Source organism: Lentzea sp. JNUCC 0626, from assembly GCF_043632865.1.
Lineage (GTDB): Bacteria > Actinomycetota > Actinomycetes > Mycobacteriales > Pseudonocardiaceae > Lentzea.
In genome coordinates this window covers 4,467,025-4,490,349 of the sequence record NZ_CP171635.1, presented here as the reverse complement: position 1 = coordinate 4,490,349, position 23,325 = coordinate 4,467,025, and the positions used below count along the sequence as shown (strand labels likewise).

Sequence of the window (23,325 nt, the reverse complement as noted above, 5' to 3'; positions counted from 1 at the left end):
CGTCCATCCGTCATAGTTGAGTTGCACCTCAGTTACCGCGCTGTGGCGTCTCGATCGGCCGTCTGGCCATCGTCGCAGCTCAGGACCGGTATCGAGGCATCAGGTGAGACGCACCCGAAACGTCGTACCGAAAGACGCGGACACCTCCCCGAACCCCTGCCCCACGCCCACCACAACATCGGGGCACAACCCTCCAAGCTCGGTGACCCGGCTCGCTGACTCTTCCTACGATTCACTCCATCGAGGTCGAAATCGAGAAATAGTCCTAGATCACCTCGAGCCGCCTCAAGTTTCTCTTCCGCCCGTCCGGCCGCACCGCGGACGCGGAATTGCCGAGTTCGTCGCGATCGAGAGGGAATCAGTCCGATGTACACCGCTGCCGCAGGCCCGTTCGTCACTGACCGCACCGCCGGCGTTCCGGACGCCGACGTGTTCCGCTCCCTGCTCGAACGCTCCGGACTCTGCCTCGCCCGGCTCGACCTCCAGCTGCGCGTGGTCGAGGCGAACGACGACTTCGTGAAGCAGTTCGGCCACTCCCGCGAGTCGCTGCTCGGCACCAGCTTCTACGAGCTGCTGCACCCCGGCGTGCACGGCCCGATGCGCAAGCAGTTCGACCGCCTCGTCGACGGCCACCGCCAGCGCTTCGTCGAGCACCTCGCCGGCATCGGCCCGCACCACGCCGTCTTCACCGGCGACATCACCGGCATCGCCGTCCACGACGTGCACGGCGACCTGGTGCAGTTCGTCGTCGTCGTGAACCCGGAGAAGGCCGAGCAGCCCAACGCCGTCGTCGTCGACCGCAACCGCATCCTCACCGAGCTCGACGCCCGCATCCTCGAGGGCATCGCCACCGGCGTCTCGACCGTGCGCCTCGCGTCGCGCCTCTTCCTGTCGCGGCAGGGCGTCGAGTACCACGTCGGCACCATGCTGAAGAAGCTCAAGGCCCCCAACCGCGCCGCCCTGGTGTCCCGCGCCTACAGCCTGGGCGTGCTGAGCGTCGCCAGCTGGCCGCCGGTCGTCTCCGCCGACTACATCAAGTAAGGCCCGCAACCTGGTGTTTCCCCGCTGCTTCCGGCCGGAGGCGCGGGCGGACGGATGGTGAGGAAGGTCGGAGAATGCGTGCAGCGGTGGTCGCTGGACTCGGGTCGTGGCTTCCGCCGCGGGTGGTCACCAACGACGAGCTGATCGCGAGGCTCGACACGACCGACGAGTGGATCCGGTCCCGGATCGGGGTCGTCACCCGGCACGTGATCGAGCCGGGCGCGGCCACCTCCGACCTGTCGGTCGAGGCGGCGCGACGGGCGTTGCGGTCGGCGGGGGTGCCCGGCGTGGGTGGCGTGATCCTCGCGACCACGACGCCCGACCGGCCGTGTCCCGCGACGGCGCCGGAGATCGCGTCCCGGCTCGGGCTGATCGACGTGCCCGCGTTCGACATCGCCGCCGTGTGCACGGGTTTCGTGTACGGGCTGGGCGTCGGCGCCGGGCTGATCACGGCCGGCATCGCGGACAGCCTGCTGGTCGTCGGCGGCGACGCCTACTCGACGATCCTCAACCCCCAGGACCGCACCACGTCCGTCATCTTCGGCGACGGCGCGGGCGCGGTGGTGCTGCGGGCCGGGTCCCCGGACGAACCGGGCGCGCTCGGACCGTTCGACCTCGGTTCGGACGGCCGGCTGGCCGACCTGATCACCGTGCGGGCCGGCGGGTCGCGGCAGCGGTCCTCCCGTGACGTCGTGCCCCCGCCCGGCGACGAGTTCTTCCAGATGGAAGGCCGCCAGGTCTTCGCGAACGCCGTCGCCCGCATGTCGGAGGCGTCGCGCAACGCCGTCAAGCGGCAGGGCTGGGCCGCGTCCGAGGTGGACAGGGTGATCGCGCACCAGGCGAACGTCCGCATCCTCGACGCGGTGTCGGCCGAGCTCGACGTGCCGCGCGACAGGTTCGTCTCCAACATCACCGACGTCGGCAACACCTCCGCCGCGTCGATCCCGCTGGCCCTCGCGCACGGCGTGCGGACGGGTGAGCTGCGCGCCGGGCAGAAGGTGCTGCTGACGGCGTTCGGCGGCGGCCTCACCTGGGGCGCCACGACGCTGGTGTGGCCGGAGCTGAGCCTGGCGGAGTGAGCACGGACTGAGTACGTGGAACGGCCGGGAGGGCAGTCCTCCCGGCCGTTGTTGTTTTCCGGTGGGGGTCAGCGCTGCGCGGGCACCGCGGGCATGCCCACGCGGACCCGGCGGGCGAGCTGGGCCGGGGCGGTGAGGAAGATGCTCTTGCGCTCGATCGCGATCCACCCGCGTTGGGCGAAGTCCGCGAGCGTCTTGTTGACGGTGTCGCGGCGCGCCCCGATGTACTGACCGAGTTCCTCCTGGGTGAGGTCCTCGATCATCAACGGCGCGGTGCGGCGGTCCGTCGAGAACCGTCCCGCGAGGCGCAGCAACGCTTTCGCGATCCGCGCGGGGGCGTCCAGTTGCACGACGTCCATGCGCATCTGGTGCGACTCGCGCTGGCGGCGGGCGACGCAGCCCAGCAGCCGTTCGGTGATCTCCGGGCACAGCGCGAGCCACTTCGTGAGGTCGGTGCGCGCGATCCGGCCCGCCTTCACGTCGGTGAGCGCGACCGTCGTCGTCACCGACGGCGCCGCGTCGAACAGGGTCGGTTCCACCAGCAGGTCGCCGGGGCAGTGGAAGTCGAGCACGAGTTCGCGGCCGTCGGGGGAGGTGCAGCACGTCTTGGCCTTGCCCGAGCGCAGCACGTACAGGTGCTCGGTGGGGGCGCCGAGCCGCAGCAGCACGTCGCCGCGGCCGAACTCGACGGGGTCCAGCGCCTGCACGAACTGGCGCCACGCCTCGGAGGAGGGGGCGAGGATCGGCGGCCGCGCCGGGGCGAGCAGCTGAGGTGCCATGCACCGACGCTATTGCTGGCGGCACTGGCGTTGCGCTGGACAACGCTGGGCGTTTCCCCACTGCTTCCGCTGGAACCCTTGCCTGAGGTGAGAGAGGGGAGCGCCCGTGCCGTTCGACGTCAATCTCCTGCTGCACGAGGAGTTCCTCACCGTCTACCGCGCCGCCGCCGCGGCCGCCGACGGCTGGGAGTCCGCCGCCGTCATGGCCGCGCACCGCGTCGGCGCCCGACTGCGGGCCGCGAAAACACCTGTCTCCCAGGTGGTCGCGGCCTTGCGGGACACCGACAGGGCGCTCACCGAGGCCGTGCTCGACGCCGGTGGTGACGCCCGTGCCGTCGCCGCCGCCGGAACCGCGCTGGCCGCCGAGCTGATGTCCGCGTTCTGCGTGGGCGAGGACGGGCTCGCGGACGCGGTCCTCGCCGGGGACGCGCCGGACTCCGCCGCTGCGTGCTATTCGGTCGTTTCGGTGCGCGGAACCTTGGCAGAGAGGGTGGTAAGCGCTTTCCGTCGACGTGGGACGGTGCTGCTCTCCTCGTCCGGTCACGTGCTGCTGCCGGTCGCCGAACCCGTCGCGCTCGCCGCGTGCCGGGACGTGTGCGCCGAGCTCGGCGGCGAGGTGTGGTTGTGCGTCGCCGAACGGCCGGCAGCGCGCGTTCCGCTGGCGCGCAAGGAGGTCGACGAGATCGACGCGCTGGTGGCGTCGCTCGGGAGGCCGCCCGGTGTGTACCGGATCGACGACGTGCTGTTCGAGAGCGCGCTGACGGACACACCGGAGGTGCGGGAGGAACTGGACAGGGTCGTCGCGCCGTTGCTGGCGAACCCCGTTCTGGTGGACACGGTGCTGGCGCTGCTGGAGGCCGACGGCAACCGGGCGTCAGCTGTCAGGAAGCTGTTCATCCACCGCAGCACCATCGACTACCGGCTCTGGCAGGTCGAGCAGCTCACCGGACTCAGCCCGGTCAACCCGCGTGACCTCGCCGTTCTCGGCACGGCGATCAGCACGAGCCGCGCGCACGCCCGGGGTTGACCGGAACAGTCGATCTTGGCCAACGTCAAGCCTCCCTCAAGCCCGCTGTGCCGACTGTCGACAGTTCCCTAGCGTTTCGGTGGGACGACCACAGCGACACCCGAGGAGGCGACGCGTGACCACCGTGCTGGACAGCGGGCTGCTGGGCGATGTGCTGCTGAGAGACGCGCTGCGGGACATCCTCGCCCCGTTCGACCTCCCACCCGTCGAGGACGTGGCGGCCCGCCGGGAGCTCGCCGAATCCCTGCTCTCCGGGCAGGACAACGGGAGTGTCGACGGACTGGCGCTGTCGTACGCGGTGATCGCGTACTGCGCGTCCACAGAGGACACTGCGGCTCTGGTCGTGGAAGCGTTGCGCGGCAACCACGACGCACTCGTGCTGGACGGCGCGCGCGGCGGGTACGCGTTGCTGCCGTGCGCGCAGGACGACCACACCGCGCTGGCCGGCGCACTGCACGACCAGGTGGGCGCGGACGTCTGGCTGGCCGTGACCTGGGCTCCCCGGCACGACATCGCCACCGCCCGCGCGACGGCCGAGGACGTTCTGCGGATCGCGTCCGGCCGCGCGCCCGGCGTCTACGAACTGCGGAACGTGCTGGCGGACTTCGCGGTGCTGCGCCAGGCGCACGTCGCCGCGCGGCTGGCCCGGATGATCGAACCCTTGGTGGCGCAGCCCGCGTTGCTCGACGCGCTGCGGGCGTTCATCGCGGAGGACGGCAACCGCACGGCCGCGGCGCGCACGCTCGACGTCCACCGCAGCACCCTGGACCACCGCCTGCGGCTGATCGAACGGCTCACCGGCTGCCGTCCGACCTCGCCGCGGGCGTTGCTGACGCTGAGCGTCGCGCTCACCGCTCACTCAGCGCCGGAAGTACCGCTGCCGCGCACTCACTGACCGTGCTGGGCCGCGACCTGCTCGCGCAGCCGGTCCTCCTGCGCCTGGATCTCCGGGGTCAGCGCGTCGCCGAACGCCTCCGGGCCGTGGATCTGGCGGATCTCGACCTCGCCCTCGGAGAACGGCGCCTTCTTCAGCCACTCCACGGCGTCCTGCAGGCTCGGCAGCTCCCAGATCCAGAAGCCCGCGATGAGTTCCTTGGCCTCGGCGAACGGACCGTCGATGACCGTCGTCGCACCCTTGCCGTCGAACGCGACCCGCGCGCCCTTCGCACTCGGGTAGAGGCCGTCACCCGCGAGCATCACACCGGCCTTGACCAGCTCCTCGTTGTAGTTGCCCATCTCGGTGAGCTCCTCGGTCGTCGGCATCCTGCCGCTCTCGGAGTCCTCGTTGGCCTTGACGATGACCATGAACCGCATCTCGATCTCCTTCGTGTCCGGTGCGTTTCTACCCACGCGTCGATCGGGGTCCCCGCTGTTTCGACCGGCTCGCGGGAATTGTGACCGGCGTCACAGGGTTAGTGTTGGAGGTATGCGCGAAGACGTGGACTGGATCCTCGAGAACTGCCAGGTCTGGGCCGTCGTGGGGCTCTCGGACAACCCGTCGCGGGCGGCGCACGGCGTGGCGAGGTTCCTCCAGGAGCGCGGCAGGAAGATCGTGCCGGTGCACCCGTCCGCGCCGACCGTGCACGGTGAGCAGGGGTACGCGACGCTCGCCGACATCCCGTTCCCGGTCGACGTCGTGGACGTGTTCCGCCGCTCGGAGGACGCGGGCCAGTTCGCCGACGAGGCCGTGGCGATCGGCGCGAAGGCCGTGTGGTTCCAGCTCGGCGTCGTCGACCACGCCGCGTACGCACGTGCCCGTGCGGCCGGACTACGCATGGTGATGGACACCTGTCCCGCGATTGAGTGGCGCTCCCGTTGAACAAGTAGCTAACCTGCTCTGGTCTTACCCGGACACCTGGGGGTTCTGGGGGACATCAGCCTGGGGGGCTCGATTTCGCATGCTCGTAGACATCACCGCGCTGCGGTCCGCTGACTCGCCGCGGCTGCGCGGCCACAACGACGACTTCATCCGGTCGCTCGCGTCGTCCGGCGCCCACCTGCCGCCGATCGTGGTGCACCGCCCGACGATGAAGGTCGTCGACGGCACCCACCGCCTCAAGGCCGCCGTGCTGCGCGGCTGCCGCGCCGTCGAGGTGGAATACGTCGACGGACCGGCAGAAGACGTGTTCGGCCTGTCCGTGTCGCTCAACCTCTCGACTCTCTCGACCGCCGACCGCGAGGCCGCCGCCCGCCGCCTGCTGCGCTCGCACCCGCAGTGGTCGGACCGCGCGATCGCCGCCGCCACCGGCCTCGCGGCCAAGTCCGTCGGCGTGCTGCGCCGCGCCGTCGGCGGCCAGGCGCCGGTGCGGATCGGCCGCGACGGCAAGATCCGCCCGGTGAACTCCGCCGCAGGCCGTCGCCTGGCGGGCCGGATGGTCGAGGAACGCCCCGACGCGTCGTTGCGCGACATCGCCCGCGCCGCGGGGGTGTCACCCGGCACCGTGCGGGACGTGCGGCGGCGGTTGAGCATGGGGCTCGATCCCGTGCCGGAGCGGATGCGCGCGGCCGAACGCGCCGAGGCCGTGCTGCCCTCGCCCCGCGGCGAGATCCGGGACCCGGACGCGACGCTGCCGATCCTGCGGCGCGATCCGTCGTTGCGGTTCAACGAACACGGGCGGCTGGTGCTGCGCTGGCTCGAGGCGCACGCCGTGTCGCAGGGGGAGTGGGCGACCGTCGTGTCCGGGGTGCCGTCGCACTGCCGGGAACTGGTGGCGGACATGGCACGCGGGTGCGCGGAGGCCTGGGTGGAGATGGCGGAGGCGCTCGAACGCGAAGGGCGCGCGGCCTCCTAGGTCGTTCGAGGGGTCGTTCGCGGGTCGTTCGTGTCGGACGGGTCGCCGGATCGGGCGAATGGTCCGTTTGGGTCAAGACGTTGCGCTAATCTGCGGATCGACGACGTCAAAGCGATCCTGGGGGACGCGTGATCGACCCGGACCAGTTGCTGAGCCAGTACGAGGGCAAGCTCGCCGAGGCTCAGGCACGCGGCGATGCCATCCGCGAGACCCTCGCACACCTGCGGGTCACCGAACGCAGCCCGGACGGGCAGATCGCGGTGACGGTGAACGACGCCGGCAACCTGGTCGGCCTGGAGCTCGGGCAGGCGTTGCAGCGCAAGGACTCTGCCGTCGTCGCGCAGGACGTCCTGCGCACGGTGCAGGCCGCGCAGAGCAAGGTCGCGAACACGGTCGGGGAGGCCATGGCGCCGTTGCTGGGCGCCGACTCCGAGGCCATGCACATGATGATGGACAAGTTGCGCAGCGCCCAGCCTCCTCCGCCCGAGCAGGGGCGGGAGGGCTGGGCGCCCAGCGAACAGCGCCTCGGCGCCATCGAGGACGACGGCGTGCCGCCACCGCCGCAGCAGCCACCGCCGCGGACGCCCCGGCACCGCGCCGACGATGACGACGACTTCAGCGACGGAGGCTTCCTCCGGTGAACTACCGCATCGATCTCGGCGAGATGGAGAGTCATGCAGGGCGGGTCAACCAGATCGGCGCGCGCGTCAACACCGCCGTCGGCGCCGGCAGCGCGGCGGACAACCCCGAGGCGTTCGGACTGCTCGGCATCCCGCTGGCCGCGATCTGCTCCGGGGCGCAGCACAGGGCGATGAACGTCCTGAAGGAAGCCGCCGAGGCCGCCACCGACCACCACAAGCGCGTGCTCGCGTGGCGCGAGGACGTCAAGGACAACGAAGAGGCGCAGCGCGACCGCTTCCGGGCGGAGGACTGATGACCACCGCGAGCGTGGGGCCTGCGCAGGCCCCGAACCCGCTGGTCCGCAAAGGTGCTCCGACGGCGGGCACCGAGGGCGCCGGGATGTTCCACGACGCCACCGAGGCGGTGAACGGGTTCGCCGACGGCAACTGGGCCGAAGGCCTGCTGAACGTGGCGAGCGCCGCCGGTGACTTCGCCAAGTTCGCCACCGACCCGCTCGCGTACCTGTTCAGCTCGGGCCTCGGCTGGTTGTTCGAGCACGTCAGCTTCCTCAAGGACCCGCTCGACTGGCTGACCGGCGACCAGCAGACGCTGGACGGCATGGCGCGGACCTGGCAGTCCGTCGGCAGCTACCTGGACGAGATCTCCACCGACCTCAAGAGCGCCATCGACCAGGACGCCGGCCAGTGGCTGGGTGATGACTCCGTCGCCTATCGCACGTTCGGCCACGACCGTGCGGACACCTACGCGGCCGTCGGCACCGCGGCCAGTGGCATGGGCATCCTGATCACGATCTGCCGGACGATCCTCAAGGTCGTCCGCGACATCGTGCGCGACCTGATCACCGAGGCGGTCGGCAAGCTGATCAGCATCTGCCTGCGCTGGGCCCCGGCGATGGCGGCGTTCGGCGCGGGCGTCGCCGGTGCGGTCGCCGAATGCGTGCCGACCGCCGTGCGTTACGCGAACAAGTGCCTTGAGTGGTGCCGCAAACTCACCAGCGCGTTCGGCAAGGCGGGTGGGTTGTTCAAGAAGCTCGACGACATCCTCGCGAACGCGAGCAAGAACCTCACCAAGAGCGGCGACGACTTCGTGACCGTGCTGCGGGCCGCCGAGTCCGCGGACCTCGCCCGCAAGACCAGAGCGTTCGACCTCGGCCAGATGGCGTCGGAAGCCGGTCAGGCCACCAGGAAGGTCGTGGTCGACGGCCTCACCGGGCTGCCGAAGGACATCGGCCCCGCCATGGGCGAGGAGTTCCGCAAGGAGGTCGCCAAGGTCTGGGACAACGGTGGCTGGCTGGACTGGCGTGAGCTCGCGCAGAAGCAGAAAGAAGAAGAGGCAGAAGGCTGATGAAGGCTCTGCACCGGATCTTCGCCTTCCTGCTGGTTCCGTTCCTGGGCTACCTGCTCGGCGCCACGATCTTCAATTTCTTCTGGGACCAGGCGGCGCCGGGAGACCTGAAGAACGCCGACATGATCGCGGTGGCGCAGTCCTGCGAACGCAAGGGGCCGGTGGCCTGGCGGGGTTTCGGCTACTACCACGAGTGCAGGATCGAGCGCCGGTTCGACGACGGCACCGTCAACTACTCGAAGGTGGTCGGCTGGCTCGACCCGTCGGACATCGGCAAGGAGTACGCCGCCCACACCATGCGGCGGGCGCAGGTCGCACCGGACGAACGGCCGCACGTCTTCGTCGGGTGGCTCTGCACGTTCGTCTTCGCCATCCTGTACCTGTTCGTGATCGCGCACGTCGCCGTTCCAGCCTTCCCCGAACGGTTCCGGCAGGAGCCCGCGCCGGCTGATCCGCCTGCTCCCTAGGCGAAGAGGATGTCGGCGATCTCGGCCGCCACCTCGCGGCCGGCCGCAGGTCGCAAGCGGGACAACAACTTGCTGAACGCCGTCAGGTCTATGTGGACGGTCGCCGACTGCACCTGGCGGATGTCGCCCAGCAGGTCGACTACGAGCGCGCAGGCGTGGTCGACCTCGCCCGCCGCCGCGTGCGCGAGGGCGCGGCGCAGGCCGAAGCGGGTGCGGGCGCGCAGGGAGTCCGGTGCGATCAGCGGCAGTTGCGTGTCGAGGATGGCGGCGGCCTCGGAGTGGCGGCCCAGGTCGTGGAACGACCAGGCGCGCGCGATGGCCACCTGGTCGACGAGACTCGTTGTGCCGTAACGGGATTCGCTGACCGTGCGCTGGAGTTCGTCGGCGCGGTCCAGGGCGTCCTGGCAGCGGTCGGCGATCCCGGCGAGCGCGTAGCCCTGCGCTTCCCGTTGCGCGGCCACGGCTTGCACGGCTGCCGACCGGGATTTACCCGCCCTGCGGGCGAAAGCGACGGTGGCGCGCGCGTCGCCCCGGTACAGCGCGAACTCCGACTGGCGCACGGAGGCGTAGGCCTCCAGGTCGGAGTCGCCGCCCTTGGTCGCGTACTGGACGGCGCGGCGGGTGAGTTCGGCGGCGGAGGCGTCGTCGCCGCGTTCCTGCTCCATCCAGCCCGCGTACTCGGCGTAGCGGGCCGCGAGCAGCCACAGGCCGCGGCCGAGGCTCGGGTCGTCGGCGGAGCGGGCCATCGAGCTCAGGATGTCCACCTGGGGGCGCAGGCTCGACAGCACGATGTCCGGGCTCTGGCGGTGGCCCAGGGCGCGGTGGCTGTCGAACATCGAGTCGAACGCCAGCAGGGTCGTGTGGTCGCTCGGGACGGGGCGGGCGGGGGCGTCGGCGAGGTCGATCAGGTGGCCGTCGGCCTGCAGGACGGTGTCGAAGAGCCGCGCCATTTCGGGGTTCGGGTGAACCTGACCGTTCTCGATCTTGCTGAGGTGTCCCTTGCTGTACGGTACGAGACCGGTCATCTGACTGAGCGAGAGCCCGCGCTCGTTGCGCAGGCGGCGAACCTCCTGGGCGAACGTGGGCGACAACGACTTCACCCCCTCCCCCGGAAGTGTGGACGTGGACAAAGTTGCCAATGCGGAATGTCCACTTATTGGCCGTTGATTGACGATCAACTGGGGCTAACTGAAGCGGTTCGCGATGGTTCCATGTGAGTCATGGTGATGACGCGGTCCGACGAGGCGGCTGGTGTGGTGATGGTCTGGCAGCGCTTGACGACCAACGTGATCCACCGGTCGCCTTGGTTCGAGGTGCGCTCCGACAGCGTCGTGAGACCCGACGGCGGTCGTGACACCTACACGCACGTGGTCGCGCCCGGATCGGTCACGATCCTCGCGCTGCGCGACGACGACGAGGTCGTGCTGACCCGGCAGTGGATCTACACGCACGGCGGCACCGAGTGGCGGCTGCCCGGCGGCGCCGTCGACGAGGCGGACCCCGACCCGTTGTCCGCCGCCCGCCGCGAACTCGCCGAGGAGACCGGCCTGCGCGCGGCGAAGTGGGAGCCGCTCGGCCAGATCCACGGCGCCGACAGCCTGAGCAACCACGTCGACCACATCTACCTGGCGACCGACCTCACCCAGGGCGAACCGTCGCTCGGGCCGGGAGAGGTCGACCTGAGGGTGCGCACGATGCCGTTCTGCCACGCGCTCGACCTGGTCGGGCAGGGCAAGCTGCCGCACGCCGGCAGTTCGCACGCGCTGCTCGTGATGGCGTTGCGCCGCAAGAGCCTGCAATAAAGCGTTCCACAGGGTTTCCTCATTCAGTGTGAAACAGGAAACCCATTCTCATCCGACTGGCGAAAAGCCATTCTTGAGGCATCGGCGAGAACGCAGCCGAAATGCCAGTCAGATTGAGAAGGTGAATTTCTCGATGAGAATGATCTGCTCTCTCGCCACCGTTGTGAAGGTTGCCGCCATCTGCCTTTTCGTGGGCTTCATGGTCGGCAGCGTCTTCATCGTCTCGGTGATCTGACTCCATTTCGGACTGCGGTTCTCCCAGCCTTCGAGGGAGGTGTCAGCCGTGGAACCGCACTTCTGCATCGAGATGATCTGAGCACAGCCGGACTAGTCCCGAGGGGTCCACTGCACGCCGTAGCCCCTGCCCTGACGCGGATGAGGGAAGGTCACGTCGATCTCCCCGATCTCGTCCAGCGGCAAGGCTTGCGGCCAAGGGGACAGGTCGTCGGTGTCGCGCGCGAGGGCTTCCTCGACGCGCCACACCGCGTCCGGAAGGTCTTCCCGGTCGAATCGCACCCGCAACCGGAACTCTTCGCACATCCGCTCCGGCCAGAACACGTAGGTCGGGCGCATCGATTGTCCGCGTGGCACGCGCACTTCCAGTGCGAACTGGTGCGTCTGCCCCGCGTTGAGGGGTCGCGGCAACCGCAGCTTCATCAGGAACCGCCGCGGAGACGGACGTTCGTGGCCGATGAGCTCGACCCCGTGCAACACCTCCACGTCCAGGTCACCTGGAGCCCCGTCGGGCGTGGGGGACGGGATCGTGATCGACCACGCGATCTCGTTGACACCGTCGGTGTCGGCCACCACGGTCCGACGCTCCGTGCACGCGGGCGTCGGACCGTCCAGCTTGAGCAGCGCGTCGAACTCCTTGACGTGCCACAGTTCTGACGGCGCCACGTGCGTCGTCGAGGGGGCCGGCTGCAGCGCCACCTCCACCAGGCGCTGCAGTCCGGCGTCCATCCGCCGCCGGACCGTGCGCGCGCCCCTGTCCTGCTGCCGCGCGAGCCACTCGATGCGTTCGTTGAGGAACCGGAACTGCGCGTCGTCGTGCAGTCCGAGCGGCGCCAGCACGGCGTTGCGGACCTCGACGGGGAAAGCCCGCGCGGCGTTCGCGACCCAGTCGCGCAGTTTCTGGCGCACCGCCTCCGCGCCGTCCGTCTCGACGATGCCGCACACCTGGCGCAACGCCGGTCCGACGTGCAAGTCGATACCGGGAGTCTGGACACCGCGCCCCCGGCACAGGGTGCGCAGTTCTTCCATCAGCTGCTCAGGTGCGACAGACATCCGTCCTCCGCGCGGAAATGCTTTGCCGGGCATGTCGGGCTTACCTGATCGGACGTTACTCCGGATGAACCATCCGGGTGAACGCAACGGCGGTGTGCGAAGGGATTCTGCTACACCGCCAAGCGAGATGATCACCGCCGAACGACTGATGCCTTGACCAGGCCTTTACCGGTAACGTGCTGGTCACGGGCGGTGACTCCCTCCGGTCGCCGCCACCCCTGCCGATGGAGGTTTCTTCGTGCTGCGCACAATATTGTCGGTTGCGACGGCGTTGACGCTGGTCAGCGGCGTTCCCGCGGTCGCCGCACCAACCGAGAGCGCCTACCTGCTCCAGTTCCGCACGACCCTGTCCGACGGCCAGCGGCACCAGCTGCAAGGCCTCGGCGTGCGGCTCGGGACGTTCGTCGAGAACGGCACCTACCTCGCCCGTATGGCGAGCACCACGCGCGTCTCGCGGCTGAGCTACGTGCGCGACGTCCGGCCGTTCCAGGCCCAGCCGCAGATCATGGCGCTCGGCTCGTCCGACTACCTGATCACGCTGGTCGAACAGGACGCGCGTGATCAGCAGGCCGTCGCCGCCAAGGTGAAGTCCTTGGGCGGCAAGGTGAACACCATCTCCGCCAGCCGTGAGCACATCCTCGCCAACCTGGACGCGGGCCAGGCCGCGCAGCTCGCGAAGCTGCCCGCCGTCGCCGCGATCGACCCGGTCTCCGCGCCGGAGACCGACATGGCGATCTCCCGCGAGTCGTCCGGCGCCAACTACATCGAGAGCGTCGGCAACTACCGGGGCCAGGGCGTGCGGGGCGAGGTGATGGACGGCGGCCTGCGCACCACGCACCAGGAGTTCCGCGCCCGCCCGCCGTTGATGCACACCGGCAACTCCGCGAGCACCTCGCACGGCACGTCGACGTACGGGCAGATCTTCGCGTCCGGCGTCTCGTCCGCGCACCGCGGCCTGCTGCCCGAGGCGCAGGGCATCTTCGCGATCTACGGCTCCGGCGACCGCTACACGCACACCAAGCAGCTCGTCGACCCGTCCGGCCAGTACCGCGCGGTGTTCCAGTCCAACAGCTGGGGTGACGCGCTCACCACGTCGTACAACTCGATCTCGCAGCAGATGGACCGGATCGTGTTCGACCACGACATCCTGATCTGCCAGTCGCAGAGCAACGCGGGCACCAGAAGCTCGCGGCCGCAGGCGTGGGCCAAGAACGTGCTGTCCGTCGGCGGGCACTACCACTACAACACGATCGATCGCGCCGACGACAAGTGGAACGGCGGAGCGTCGATCGGCCCCGCCTCCGACGGCCGCATCAAGCCGGAGATCTCCAACTACTACGACCGCATCGACACCACGACGTCCACGAACGACACCGCGTACACCACGTCGTTCGGCGGCACGTCCGGCGCCACGCCGATCACCTGCGGCAACGCCGGTCTGATGTTCCAGATGTGGGCGGACGGCGTGTTCGACGGCGGCCCCGGCAAGGGCCGTGACGTGTTCGCGTCGCGTCCGCACGCGGCCACCGCGAAGGCGTTGCTCGTCAACACCGCCAACCAGCACACGTTCTCCGGCACGACGCACGACCAGACGCGCACTCATCAGGGTTGGGGCACCGCGTCCGTCCGCAACATGTACGACCGTGCGAAGGCCGGCGGCTGGAAGCTGCCCGTGTTGGTGAACGAGACGGACCTCTTGACCACCGGTCAGTCGCGCAAGTACTCGTTCACGTCCAACGGCCAGACGCCGCTCCGCGCGACGCTGGCCTACACGGACCCGGCCGGTTCGCCGACCGCGGCCAAGGCGACCGTCAACGACCTGACGTTGAAGGTCACCGCCCCCAACGGCACCGTCTACTGGGGCAACAACGGCCTGCTGGCCGGCAACTTCTCCACCTCGGGCGGGTCCGCGAACACCGTCGACACCGTGGAGAACGTCCTGCTCCAGACGACCGCCGCGGGCACCTGGACGATCGAGGTGATCGCGACCGCCGTCAACGTGGACGGTCACGTCGAGACGGCCGCGACCGACGCCGACTACGCGCTGGTCGTTTCCTAGTTATTCGAATCGGGTCGGGTCGCCCGCGCCGTAGCGGATGATCTCGGCCTCGCCGCTCGAGAAGTCCACCACCGTGGTGGGCGTGGTGCCGCACTCCCCGGAGTCGATCACCGCGTCCACCACGTGGTCGAGGCGGTCCTTGATCTCCCAGCCGTCGACCAGCGGTTCCGCCTCGTCGGGCAGCAGCAGGGTGCTGGTGAGCAGCGGTTCGCCCATCGCTTCGAGCAGCGCCTGCGTGACGACGTGGTCAGGAATGCGCGCGCCCACCGTCTTCTTCTTCGGGTGCATCATGCGGCGCGGCACCTCCTTCGTCGCGGGCAGGATGAACGTGTAGTTGCCCGGCGTGGAGGCCTTGATCGCGCGGAACACCGCGTTGTCCACCACCACGAACTGTCCGAGCTGCGCGAAGTTCTCGCACATCAGCGTGAAGTGGTGCTTGTCGTCGAGCTTGCGGATCTCGCGGATGCGGTCGATGCCGTCCTTGTTGCCGAGCCGGCAGCCGAGCGCGTAGCAGGAGTCGGTCGGGTACGCGATCAGGCCGTCCTCCTGCAGGATTCGCACGGCCTGGTCGATGGCGCGCTTCTGCGGGTTGACCGGGTGGACGTCGAGGTACTTGGCCATGGCCGTGCAGCTTAGGCCGATCATGCGGGGGCCAGCATTTCGGCTGGCCCGCGTTGCTAACCTGGGACGACTTCTTCCACCCCGGTTATGGAGACCCTTAGCGATGCTCGACCGTGCCGTCGTCGACGCCCTGTTCCCCTCGGACCTGCCTGAGCCGTCCTTCTGGGAGGAGCAGTACCCGCCCCGCGGGCTGGCGGAAGGCGCGAAGGTCGTCCGCCTGGGCCCGTCGCCGACCGGTTTCCTGCACATCGGCGGCCTGTACGTCGGCTCGATCGACCGCGACATCGCGACCCACTCCGGTGGCTCGTACATCGTGCGCGTCGAGGACACCGACCAGGCCCGCGAGGTTCCGGGTGCCGTCGAGCAGTTCAACAAGGCGTTCGCCTACTTCGGCATCGAGCCCGACGAGGCCGACTCCGTCGGTGCCTACGGCCCGTACCACCAGTCGCAGCGCGAGCAGATCTACCTGACCTACGTGCGCGAGCTGGTGCGTTCCGGCCACGCGTACCTGTGCTTCGCGACGAAGGAAGAGCTGGCCGACATCACCGCGCGCCAGCAGGCCACCAAGCTCCCCACCGGCTACTACGGCCGCTGGGCGATCTGGCGCGACAAGACGGCCGAGGACGTCGCCGAGGCGCTCGCGTCCGGCCTGCCGTACGTCGTCCGCTTCCGCTCGCCGGGCAAGCCGGGGGAGCGCACGTCGTTCGTCGACGCCATCCGCGGCACCCTCGAGCACGATGCCAACCGCAACGACGTGGTCATCCTCAAGGCGTCCGACCAGTCGCCGCGCCTGCCCACCTACCACTTCGCGCACGCGGTCGACGACCACCTGATGCGCGTGAACCTGGTGATCCGCGGCGAGGAGTGGATCTCCTCGGTCCCGACCCACCTCCAGCTCTTCGACGCCCTGGGCTTCGACCGCGTCGAGTACGCCCACATCGCCCCGCTGATGAAGCAGCAGGGCGGTTCCCGCCGCAAGCTCTCGAAGCGCAAGGACCCGGAAGCCTCCGTCGAGTACTTCATCGAGGCGGGCTTCCCGGCCGAGGCCGTCCAGTACTACCTGCGCGGCCTGGTGAACGCCCGCCTGGCCGAACTCCCCCTCGCCGAGGCCCTGCAGGCCCCGATCAACCTCGCCGAGTGCGGCGTGGCGGGCCCGCTGGTCGACCTCGTGAAGCTCGACGACATCTGCGCCGACTACGTGGCCACCCTCTCCGGCGAGGAGATCGTCGACCGCGTCTCGACGTGGGCCGCCTCCTACGACCCCGAGCTCGTCGAGGTCCTGGCTTCCGAGCGGGACGCGGCCCTGGCGGCCCTGAAGGTCGAGCGTGGCCCGGAAGTCACCAACCCGCGCAAGGACCTCCGCAAGTGGTCCGACTTCCGCACCGCCTACGGCTTCTTCTTCCCGTCCCTCTTCCCGCTCGTCTCGGATCGCGCCGACGAACGCCTCGGCAACCTGCCGCCCGAGCTGATCGCGGCCTTCGTCGCGGACTTCGCCGACGGCTACGCCGACCTGGAAGACGGCCAGGAGTGGTTCGGCCAGATCCGTGAGCTCGCCGCGAAGCACGGCTTCGCCCCGAACCCGAAGGAACAGAAGAAGAACCCGGACGCCTACCCGGGCTCGATCCGCGAGGCCGCGCAGCTCATCCGAGTGGCCCTCACCGGCGCGAAGGCGAGCCCGGACCTGCACGCCGTGGCCCGCACCCTGGGCACCGACGAGGTGCTCCGCCGAGTGCGCGCCCTGGCAGGCTGACCTCCTGCACCAACGGCCCCCGGCTCCGCAGGAGTCGGGGCCGAGTGCTGTCCGGACGCAGAGGCGGGCGGCGCGGTAGCAACAGCACCGTGTTACGACGGCGCGGTGGCGGACGGCGCGGCAAGGGATGGCGTGACGAGGATGGGGTGGCGAGCGCTACGGTCCCGGCCCGCTGCGCGGAGCGCAGCGGGCCGGGAGACTAACTAGCCGAGCGCGAGGCAGCCAAGAGTTCGCTAGCCGAGAGCTTGGCAAAGCAGTGGCTTGGGGAGAACGCAGCCGAAGGCCAGACCGAACGAGCGCGCGGATCGCGATGGCGCAGCCGAGCCCACCCAAGACCCAACGGCAATGCCGCAGGCGAGGCGTCCTTGAGTTTCTTGGCTCAACGCGCACCCGAGCTTCGCAATGCCGAAGGCGAGCCGTCCCTCTTGGCTGCACCGATCAGCCGGTATCGGTGACGTGCCAACGCAACCCAGCCATGCACCCGAAGGGATTGGGGCTTGACTTTGGGTGCGAGGTGCCACCACTAGTGGCTCGGCCGGGCGCTTTTCAGCCCGGCCTTTCCGGTCCGTGAAGCGCCTCGCAAGGGCCCCGAAGTCAAGCCCCAATCCCTATCGACGCGCCAGCGGCGATGCATGGACCACGCTCGTCAAGGTCTGCCCAACCACCGGACCAAGGTGACAGAACCCGCCCAAACCCACCCGCACAGACTGCCCCAACACGCCCCCAACACCCCACAACCCCGCCCAACCGAACCCATCAGCCCGGTATGGGAACTTCGTCCTGAAAGTTTCCGGAACAAAGTCGTGAGAGCGTTCCCATTGACGTGGACGTAACACGCCGTTGAGGATCGGCGGCATGCATTGGAGAAGCACTCTCGCCGCAGTGCTGGGGCTGACGCTCGCCGCCGGCACGACCTCGGCGGCCGTCGCGCAGGACGCGCAGCACTGGCCGCCGAAGCCGCCTAAGCAGACGGTCATCGGGCAGCCCAAGACGGAGCACGGCTGTGCCCGCATCGAGAAGTCCCTGCCTGAACTCAAGGGCTGGCCGAAGGTCGAGAGCCAGCTCGACGGTGACCGCAAGGACGAGGCGCGCATCAAGGCGATCCTCAAGGACATGACGCTGGCCGAGAAGGTCGGCCAGATGACGCAGCCCGAGATCAACGCGATCACGCCCGCTGACGTCACGACGTACGGGTTCGGCTCGATCCTCAACGGTGGCGGCAGCTGGCCCGGCGCGAAGAAGAACGCGACGCCGCAGGAGTGGCTGGCGCTCGCGGACGCCTTCTTCGAGGCCTCGAAGCAGACGCGCACCAAGATCCCCGCCATCTGGGGCATCGACGCCGTGCACGGCAACAACAACGTCTACGGTGCGACGGTCTTCCCGCACAACATCGGTCTCGGCGCCGCGCAGGACCCGTGCCTCATCCGCGACATCAACGCGGCCACGGCCGAGCAGATTCGCGCCACCGGCCAGGACTGGGCGTTCTCGCCGACGCTCGCCGTCGTGCAGGACGACCGCTGGGGCCGCACGTACGAGGGCTTCTCCGAGGACCCGCGGATCACGCGCGCCTACGGGTACGAGGCCGTGCGCGGGTTGCAGGACAACGCCAAGAAGCGCATCAGCGAAGACGGCGTCATCGCCACCGCGAAGCACTTCCTCGGTGACGGCGGCACGACCGGCGGCAAGGACCAGGGCGTCAACGCCTTCTCCGAGAAGGACATGATCAACCTGCACGGCCAGGGCTACTACGGTGCCCTCGCCGCGGGTGCGCAGTCGGTGATGATCTCGTTCAACAGCTGGACGAACGACGTCATCAACGAGGGCAAGGTGCACGGCTCGAAGTACGTGCAGACCGGCATCCTCAAGGAGAAGATGGGCTTCGACGGGCTGCTCGTCGGCGACTGGAACGGCCACGGCCAGGTCACCGGCTGCACCAACGGAAGCTGCCCGCAGGCGGTCAACGCCGGTCTCGACATCTTCATGGTGCCGAACGACTGGAAGGCGTTCATCACCAACACGATCGCGTCCGTGCAGAGCGGCGAGATCCCCATGGCCCGCATCGACGACGCGGTGACCCGCATCCTGCGCGTCAAGCTGCGCGCCGGCATCTTCGACGCCAAGAAGCCCTCGCTGCGTGAGCACGCGGGTGACGCGAAGGCGTTGCAGCACAAGGAACTGGCGCGCGAGGCCGTGCGCGAGTCCGCGGTGCTGCTGAAGAACGACAAGCGCGTGCTGCCGTTGTCCAAGCGCAGCAAGGTGCTCGTGGTCGGCAAGAGCGCCGACAACATCGGCAACCAGACCGGTGGCTGGACGCTGTCGTGGCAGGGCACCGGCAACACCAACGCCGACTTCCCGAACGCCACCAGCATCCTCAAGGGCATTCAGGACACGCTGGGCACCTCCAACGTCACGTTCGCCGAGACCGCGGACGGCGTGGACGCCAGCCAGTTCGACGCCGTCATCGCCGTCATCGGTGAGACCCCGTACGCGGAGGGCGTCGGCGACCTCGGCAAGCGCTCCTTCGAGTCCGCCCGCCTCCAGCCGCAGGACCTCGCCGTGCTGGACAAGGTCTCCGGCAAGGGCAAGCCGGTCATCACCGTGTACGTCGGTGGCCGCGCGCTCTACATGAACAAGGAGATCAACCGCTCCGACGCGTTCGTCGCGGCGTGGCTGCCCGGCTCCGAGGGCGGCGGCATCGCCGACCTGCTGATCCGCGGCCGTCACAACGGGTTCAGCGGCAAGCTGTCCTACTCGTGGCCCGGCGAGGCCTGCCCGGCGCTGCCCGGTGAGCCCGCCAAGAAGCCGCTGTTCAAGCTCGGCTACGGCCTGCGCGACTGGGAGACCGGCCGCGTCGGCAAGCTCGACGAGACCAGCCCCGGCGTCCTGTGCTCCGGCGGTGGCGGCGGTACGGCCACCGAGGACCTGGAGATCTTCAACCGCACCGACATCGCGCCCTACCAGTCGATGATCGGTTCGGCGGAGAACTGGGGCGGCACGGTCGTCGGCCCCGACGGCCAGGCCTCGCACGCCGAGATCAACGTCGTGCAGTCCGACGTCAACGTCCAGCAGGACGCGCTCAAGACGACGTGGACCGGCACCGGCCCCGGCCAGGTGTACCTGCAGAGCCCGGCGGTCAGCGACCTGCGCGGCTACGGCAACGCCAACGCGGCCATCGTGTTCGACGTGATCGTGCACCAGGCCCCGGCCAACCGCACGGTCATCAGCTCGCACTGCCAGTACCCGTGCATGGCCGAGATCGATGCCACGCAGGCGTTCCGCGACCTCCCCGTCGGGCAGAAGTCGACCGTCAAGATCCCGGTCTCCTGCTTCTCGAACAAGGGGCTGGACCTCGAGAGCGTCAACACGCCGTTCCTCGTCTACACCGACGGCGCGTTCCAGGCCTCGTTCGCGAACATCCGCTGGGTGCCCAAGGCGGGCGAAGACCCGGACGCTTTGCCTTGCACGTAAGCACTAAACGCTAAGCACCATGCAATAGAACGCTAGACCCGCGGCGCGCTTCAGGCTGTTTTCTCCAGCAGGAAGCGCGCCGCGGTCTGTGCCTGCCGGGCGGGTTCGGACGACACCGTGATCGCCGTGTTCGTCATCGCCCCCTCGAACAGCAGGAAGATCGAGTCCGCCACCCACTCCGGCCGCCCGGTCGCCGCGACCATCGCCGCGAGCGCGCCCCGCACGCCGGTCTTCTGGTGGCGCACCACCGCCGTCACGCGCTCGGAGGACGGCCCCAGCTCCGCGTAGGAGTTGATGAACGCGCAGCCGCGGAAGTCCGTCGTCCCCGACGAGTCCGCCATCCAGTCGAAGACCGCGAGGATCTGCTCCTCCGGTGACGACGCGCGCAGCACGTACTGCATGGTCGCCGCGGTGATGGCCTCCTCCCGCCGCCGCAGCACCTCCTCGACCAGCGCGTCCTTGCCGTCGAAGAGCTGGTAGAGCTTCTTCAGCGAGACGCCGGCCTCCGCGCGCAGCTCGTCCATGCCGACGGCGTGCGCGCTCTTCGCGTAAAAGAGCCGGTCAGCGGCTTCCAGGACCCTCTCGCGGGCTTCAGCATCGCCTTGTGTGGTCGCGGTCACTTCGATTACCCCTTGCCGTGGAGAACGCTCGTTCTCTACTGTAGCAAACACGCCGGAGAACGAGCGTTCTCCACAACTGAAGGAGACGGAAATGTCGAAGATCGTGCTGGTTCACGGACTGTGGCTCACCGCGGGTAGCTGGAAGAACGTCGCCGAACGCTTCGAGGCCGCCGGCCACGAGGTGCTCACGCCGACCTGGCCCGGCTACGGCGAGGTCGCCGAGATGCGGGCCCATCCGGAGATCGCGAACGGCCTGGGCGTCGTCGAGATCACCGACCACGTCGAGAAGTTCATCCGCGCCAACAACGCGGAGGACGCGATCATCATGGGCCACTCGTTCGGCGGCCTGATCACGCAGAAGCTGCTCGACCGGGGCCTCGGCAAGGCCGGTGTCGCGATCCACTCGGCGCCCGCCAAGGGCACGCTGGGCCTGCCGTTCTCGTCGCTCAAGGCCGCGTTCCCGGTGCTCAAGAACCCGGCCAACGCCAAGCGCAACGTCGCCCTGTCGGCCGAGGAATGGCACTACGCCTTCACGAACACCCTCGCCAAGGACGAAGCCGAGGCGCTGCGCGAGAAGTGGGCCATCACCGCGCCCGGACGTCCGCTCTGGCAGGCCGCGACCGCCAACTTCACCACCCACAACGCGACGAAGGTCGACTACAAGAACCCGAACCGCGCGCCGCTGCTGTTCATCGCGAGCGAAAGCGACAACGTCGTGCCCGCGTCGATGAACCGCGAGAACGCCCGCCGTTACAAGACCCCCACCGTCACGGAGATCAAGGAGTTCCCGAACCGCCCGCACTTCGTGATGGGCACCGAGGGCTGGGAAGAGGTCGCCGACTACGCCCTCGGCTGGGCCGAGAAGTTCTAGCCAGCTACTGATCAGCAACGTCCAGGTCGACCGGCTCGCCCCTGATCGCGGTGACCGCACCGCCGGTCTGAGCGGCGAGCCAGACCTCGAAGTCGTCCGGGTCCTTCGTCAGAACGGTGAAGGTGACGTCATGGCCGTACTCGGTGTCCGCGACGTGGTGCCCGGCCGCGCGCAACGCGTTCTCCAGCTTCCCCGCCTGATCGTGGTCCACGGCCAGCAGCACGCTCTCGTGCCGTTCGCGGCTCAAGGTCCCCAGCGAGTCGATGGCCTCGGACACGGCCCGTCCGTACGCGCGGACCAGGCCACCGGCCCCGAGCTTGATCCCGCCGTAGTAGCGGGTGACGACGACAGCGGTGTCCACGAGGTCCCGCCGGGTCAGCACCTCCAGCATCGGAATCCCAGCCGTACCAGCGGGTTCGCCGTCGTCGGAAGACCTTTGCGTGTCCGCCGTCCGGAACGCCGTGCAGTTGTGCGAGGCCTGCCAGTGCTCCTTGCGAACCCGGGCGAAGAACTCCGAGGCTTCCTGGTCGGTGGCCACGCGGGCGACGTGGCACAGGAACCGCGACCGCTGGATCTCGATCTCGTGCGTGCCGTCCCGCTTGATCACCTTCACGGCTCGATTGTGCGCCTGCGCTCGGCTTCACCGAACAGGGCGTCCAGTTCGGCCGGCGGCACCTCCTCCAGCTGCTCGTACGTGCACTCCAGCGGCGTCTTGTCCTCGCGGAACCGCACCAATCGTGCCGTGTGCCGAAAGCGCCCGCCCTGCACGTGCTCGTACCGCACCTCGGCGACCCGCGACGGATCGAGCAGCACGACCTGGAGCTGCTTCTCGGGGTTCCACCGGCTGTTCATGCCGGGCCCCTCGTACGTCGCCCACGCCGCCCACGGGTGGTCGGCGGGATTCAGCAACGGCGCCAGCTCCTCGACCAGCTCCCGTCGCCGCGCCGCCGTGAAGCTGCTCGCCACGCCGACGTTGTGCAGCTCGCCGTCCTGGTAGAGCCCGAGCACCAGCGACCCGACGGTCTCGCCGTCCTTGTGCCACCGGTACCCCGCGACCACGCAGTCGGCGGTCCGCTCGTGCTTCACCTTGAACATCACGCGCTTGTCCGGCTCGTACACCCCGTCGAGCGCCTTCACCATCACGCCGTCGAACCCCGCGCCCTCGAACCGGGTGAACCAGTCCTGCGCCACCTCCGGGTCCGTTGTGGACGGTGTCAGGTAGACACCGGGCACCTCGGACACGGCCGTCTCGAGCAGCTTCCGCCGTTCGGCGAAGGACAACCCGGTGACGTCGTCGGAGTCCAGCGCCAGCAGGTCGAACGCCACGAAGCTCGCCGGCGTCTCCACCGACAGCTTGCGCACCCGCGACGCCGCCGGGTGCAGCCGCAGCTGCAACGTGTCGAAGCTCAGGCCGTCCGGCGTCACCAGGACGATCTCCCCGTCCACCACGCACCGCGGCGGCAAAGCCTGTTTGAGCAGCTCCACGACCTCGGGGAAGTACCTGGTCAGCGGCTTGTCGTTGCGCGACCCGAGCTCCACCTCGTCGCCGTCGCGGAACACGACGCACCGGAACCCGTCCCACTTGGGCTCGTAGGAGAGCCCGTCCCCGCGCGGCAGCGAGGGCACGGACTTCGCGAGCATCGGCTTCACCGGCGGCAGCACGGGCAGGTCCACCC

General features: G+C 69.2%; 24 protein-coding genes. 16 read left to right on the top strand and 8 right to left on the bottom strand.

The genetic code is table 11. From position 1 onward, the window contains the following. Window positions 1-366: 366 nt before the first annotated feature. Both JNUCC0626_RS19490 and JNUCC0626_RS19485 read left to right on the top strand, forming a co-directional pair. On the top strand, window positions 367-1,041 hold the full coding sequence (locus tag JNUCC0626_RS19490) for a helix-turn-helix transcriptional regulator (protein WP_394621191.1): 675 nt from the start codon (window positions 367-369) through the stop codon (window positions 1,039-1,041). Between the two features lie 74 nt (window positions 1,042-1,115). Beyond that, window positions 1,116-2,120, top strand: coding sequence for a beta-ketoacyl-ACP synthase III (locus JNUCC0626_RS19485; protein WP_394621190.1), 1,005 nt, complete (start codon window positions 1,116-1,118; stop codon window positions 2,118-2,120). Between the two features lie 68 nt (window positions 2,121-2,188). On the opposite strand, the gene JNUCC0626_RS19480 is transcribed toward JNUCC0626_RS19485, so the two are convergent. Continuing rightward, window positions 2,189-2,899, bottom strand: coding sequence for a Crp/Fnr family transcriptional regulator (locus tag JNUCC0626_RS19480; protein ID WP_394621189.1), 711 nt, complete (start codon window positions 2,897-2,899; stop codon window positions 2,189-2,191). 106 nt (window positions 2,900-3,005) lie between these two features. Here JNUCC0626_RS19480 and JNUCC0626_RS19475 point away from each other — a divergent pair, with 106 nt between their 5' ends. Next, on the top strand, window positions 3,006-3,926 hold the full coding sequence (locus JNUCC0626_RS19475; RefSeq protein ID WP_394621188.1) for a PucR family transcriptional regulator: 921 nt from the start codon (window positions 3,006-3,008) through the stop codon (window positions 3,924-3,926). 115 nt (window positions 3,927-4,041) lie between these two features. Continuing rightward, window positions 4,042-4,821 (top strand): PucR family transcriptional regulator, encoded by a 780-nt coding sequence (locus JNUCC0626_RS19470; protein WP_394621187.1) that lies wholly within the window; start codon window positions 4,042-4,044, stop codon window positions 4,819-4,821. Here the strand turns inward: JNUCC0626_RS19470 and JNUCC0626_RS19465 are convergent. Further along, entirely contained in the window at window positions 4,815-5,240 is a 426-nt protein-coding gene (locus tag JNUCC0626_RS19465; protein ID WP_394621186.1) for a YciI family protein, read from the bottom strand. The genes JNUCC0626_RS19470 and JNUCC0626_RS19465 overlap by 7 nt on opposite strands. 112 nt (window positions 5,241-5,352) lie before the next feature. Here JNUCC0626_RS19465 and JNUCC0626_RS19460 point away from each other — a divergent pair, with 112 nt between their 5' ends. From JNUCC0626_RS19460 to JNUCC0626_RS19435, 6 genes are all read left to right on the top strand, one after another. After that, complete coding sequence (locus JNUCC0626_RS19460) at window positions 5,353-5,745, top strand: CoA-binding protein (protein WP_394621185.1); 393 nt, start codon at window positions 5,353-5,355, stop codon at window positions 5,743-5,745. Window positions 5,746-5,824: 79 nt separating this feature from the next. Next, entirely contained in the window at window positions 5,825-6,718 is an 894-nt protein-coding gene (locus JNUCC0626_RS19455; protein ID WP_394621184.1) for a ParB/RepB/Spo0J family partition protein, read from the top strand. Window positions 6,719-6,846: 128 nt separating this feature from the next. Further along, window positions 6,847-7,359 carry a YbaB/EbfC family nucleoid-associated protein gene (locus tag JNUCC0626_RS19450; protein ID WP_394621183.1) on the top strand — a complete coding sequence of 171 codons (513 nt, stop codon included), beginning with the start codon at window positions 6,847-6,849 and terminating at the stop codon, window positions 7,357-7,359. Beyond that, window positions 7,356-7,652: a hypothetical protein gene (locus tag JNUCC0626_RS19445; RefSeq protein WP_394621182.1), complete on the top strand. Its 297-nt coding sequence runs from the start codon at window positions 7,356-7,358 to the stop codon at window positions 7,650-7,652. Before JNUCC0626_RS19450 ends, JNUCC0626_RS19445 begins: the two co-directional genes overlap by 4 nt. Beyond that, the gene (locus JNUCC0626_RS19440) at window positions 7,652-8,704 is read left to right on the top strand and encodes a hypothetical protein (RefSeq protein WP_394621181.1); all 1,053 of its coding nucleotides are present in this window, start codon (window positions 7,652-7,654) and stop codon (window positions 8,702-8,704) included. The genes JNUCC0626_RS19445 and JNUCC0626_RS19440 overlap by 1 nt, the downstream gene beginning before the upstream one ends. After that, window positions 8,704-9,171 carry a DUF6346 domain-containing protein gene (locus tag JNUCC0626_RS19435; RefSeq protein ID WP_394621180.1) on the top strand — a complete coding sequence of 156 codons (468 nt, stop codon included), beginning with the start codon at window positions 8,704-8,706 and terminating at the stop codon, window positions 9,169-9,171. Before JNUCC0626_RS19440 ends, JNUCC0626_RS19435 begins: the two co-directional genes overlap by 1 nt. Here the strand turns inward: JNUCC0626_RS19435 and JNUCC0626_RS19430 are convergent. Further along, entirely contained in the window at window positions 9,168-10,271 is a 1,104-nt protein-coding gene (locus JNUCC0626_RS19430) for a helix-turn-helix domain-containing protein (protein WP_394621179.1), read from the bottom strand. The genes JNUCC0626_RS19435 and JNUCC0626_RS19430 overlap by 4 nt on opposite strands. Window positions 10,272-10,391: 120 nt before the next feature. On the opposite strand from JNUCC0626_RS19430, the gene JNUCC0626_RS19425 reads away from it, so the two are divergent. Both JNUCC0626_RS19425 and JNUCC0626_RS19420 read left to right on the top strand, forming a co-directional pair. Then, complete coding sequence (locus tag JNUCC0626_RS19425; protein ID WP_394621178.1) at window positions 10,392-10,973, top strand: NUDIX domain-containing protein; 582 nt, start codon at window positions 10,392-10,394, stop codon at window positions 10,971-10,973. A 28-nt stretch (window positions 10,974-11,001) separates the two neighbouring features. Next, window positions 11,002-11,208: a hypothetical protein gene (locus JNUCC0626_RS19420; protein WP_394621177.1), complete on the top strand. Its 207-nt coding sequence runs from the start codon at window positions 11,002-11,004 to the stop codon at window positions 11,206-11,208. Between the two features lie 92 nt (window positions 11,209-11,300). On the opposite strand, the gene JNUCC0626_RS19415 is transcribed toward JNUCC0626_RS19420, so the two are convergent. Beyond that, window positions 11,301-12,260: a hypothetical protein gene (locus tag JNUCC0626_RS19415; RefSeq protein WP_394621176.1), complete on the bottom strand. Its 960-nt coding sequence runs from the start codon at window positions 12,258-12,260 to the stop codon at window positions 11,301-11,303. A 238-nt stretch (window positions 12,261-12,498) separates the two neighbouring features. Between JNUCC0626_RS19415 and JNUCC0626_RS19410 the strand changes: the two genes are divergently transcribed. Beyond that, window positions 12,499-14,319: a S8 family serine peptidase gene (locus JNUCC0626_RS19410; RefSeq protein WP_394621175.1), complete on the top strand. Its 1,821-nt coding sequence runs from the start codon at window positions 12,499-12,501 to the stop codon at window positions 14,317-14,319. Here the strand turns inward: JNUCC0626_RS19410 and JNUCC0626_RS19405 are convergent, their stop codons facing one another. Next, the gene (locus JNUCC0626_RS19405; RefSeq protein WP_394621174.1) at window positions 14,320-14,940 is read right to left on the bottom strand and encodes an L-threonylcarbamoyladenylate synthase; all 621 of its coding nucleotides are present in this window, start codon (window positions 14,938-14,940) and stop codon (window positions 14,320-14,322) included. It lies immediately after the preceding gene. A 103-nt stretch (window positions 14,941-15,043) separates the two neighbouring features. Between JNUCC0626_RS19405 and JNUCC0626_RS19400 the strand changes: the two genes are divergently transcribed. Both JNUCC0626_RS19400 and JNUCC0626_RS19395 read left to right on the top strand, forming a co-directional pair. Next, a complete protein-coding gene (locus tag JNUCC0626_RS19400; RefSeq protein WP_394621173.1) occupies window positions 15,044-16,690 on the top strand; it encodes a glutamate--tRNA ligase in 1,647 nt (548 codons plus the stop codon). Window positions 16,691-17,545: 855 nt separating this feature from the next. Then, window positions 17,546-20,158: a glycoside hydrolase family 3 protein gene (locus tag JNUCC0626_RS19395; RefSeq protein ID WP_394621172.1), complete on the top strand. Its 2,613-nt coding sequence runs from the start codon at window positions 17,546-17,548 to the stop codon at window positions 20,156-20,158. A 50-nt stretch (window positions 20,159-20,208) separates the two neighbouring features. Here the strand turns inward: JNUCC0626_RS19395 and JNUCC0626_RS19390 are convergent, their stop codons facing one another. After that, complete coding sequence (locus JNUCC0626_RS19390; protein ID WP_394621171.1) at window positions 20,209-20,778, bottom strand: TetR/AcrR family transcriptional regulator; 570 nt, start codon at window positions 20,776-20,778, stop codon at window positions 20,209-20,211. Window positions 20,779-20,869: 91 nt separating this feature from the next. Between JNUCC0626_RS19390 and JNUCC0626_RS19385 the strand changes: the two genes are divergently transcribed. Then, on the top strand, window positions 20,870-21,649 hold the full coding sequence (locus JNUCC0626_RS19385) for an alpha/beta hydrolase (protein WP_394621170.1): 780 nt from the start codon (window positions 20,870-20,872) through the stop codon (window positions 21,647-21,649). 4 nt (window positions 21,650-21,653) lie between these two features. Here JNUCC0626_RS19385 and JNUCC0626_RS19380 read toward each other — a convergent pair whose 3' ends face one another. Beyond that, window positions 21,654-22,262 carry a YigZ family protein gene (locus JNUCC0626_RS19380; protein WP_394621169.1) on the bottom strand — a complete coding sequence of 203 codons (609 nt, stop codon included), beginning with the start codon at window positions 22,260-22,262 and terminating at the stop codon, window positions 21,654-21,656. Further along, the gene (locus tag JNUCC0626_RS19375; RefSeq protein ID WP_394621168.1) at window positions 22,259-23,323 is read right to left on the bottom strand and encodes an ATP-dependent DNA ligase; all 1,065 of its coding nucleotides are present in this window, start codon (window positions 23,321-23,323) and stop codon (window positions 22,259-22,261) included. Before JNUCC0626_RS19375 ends, JNUCC0626_RS19380 begins: the two co-directional genes overlap by 4 nt. Window positions 23,324-23,325: the final 2 nt, after the last annotated feature.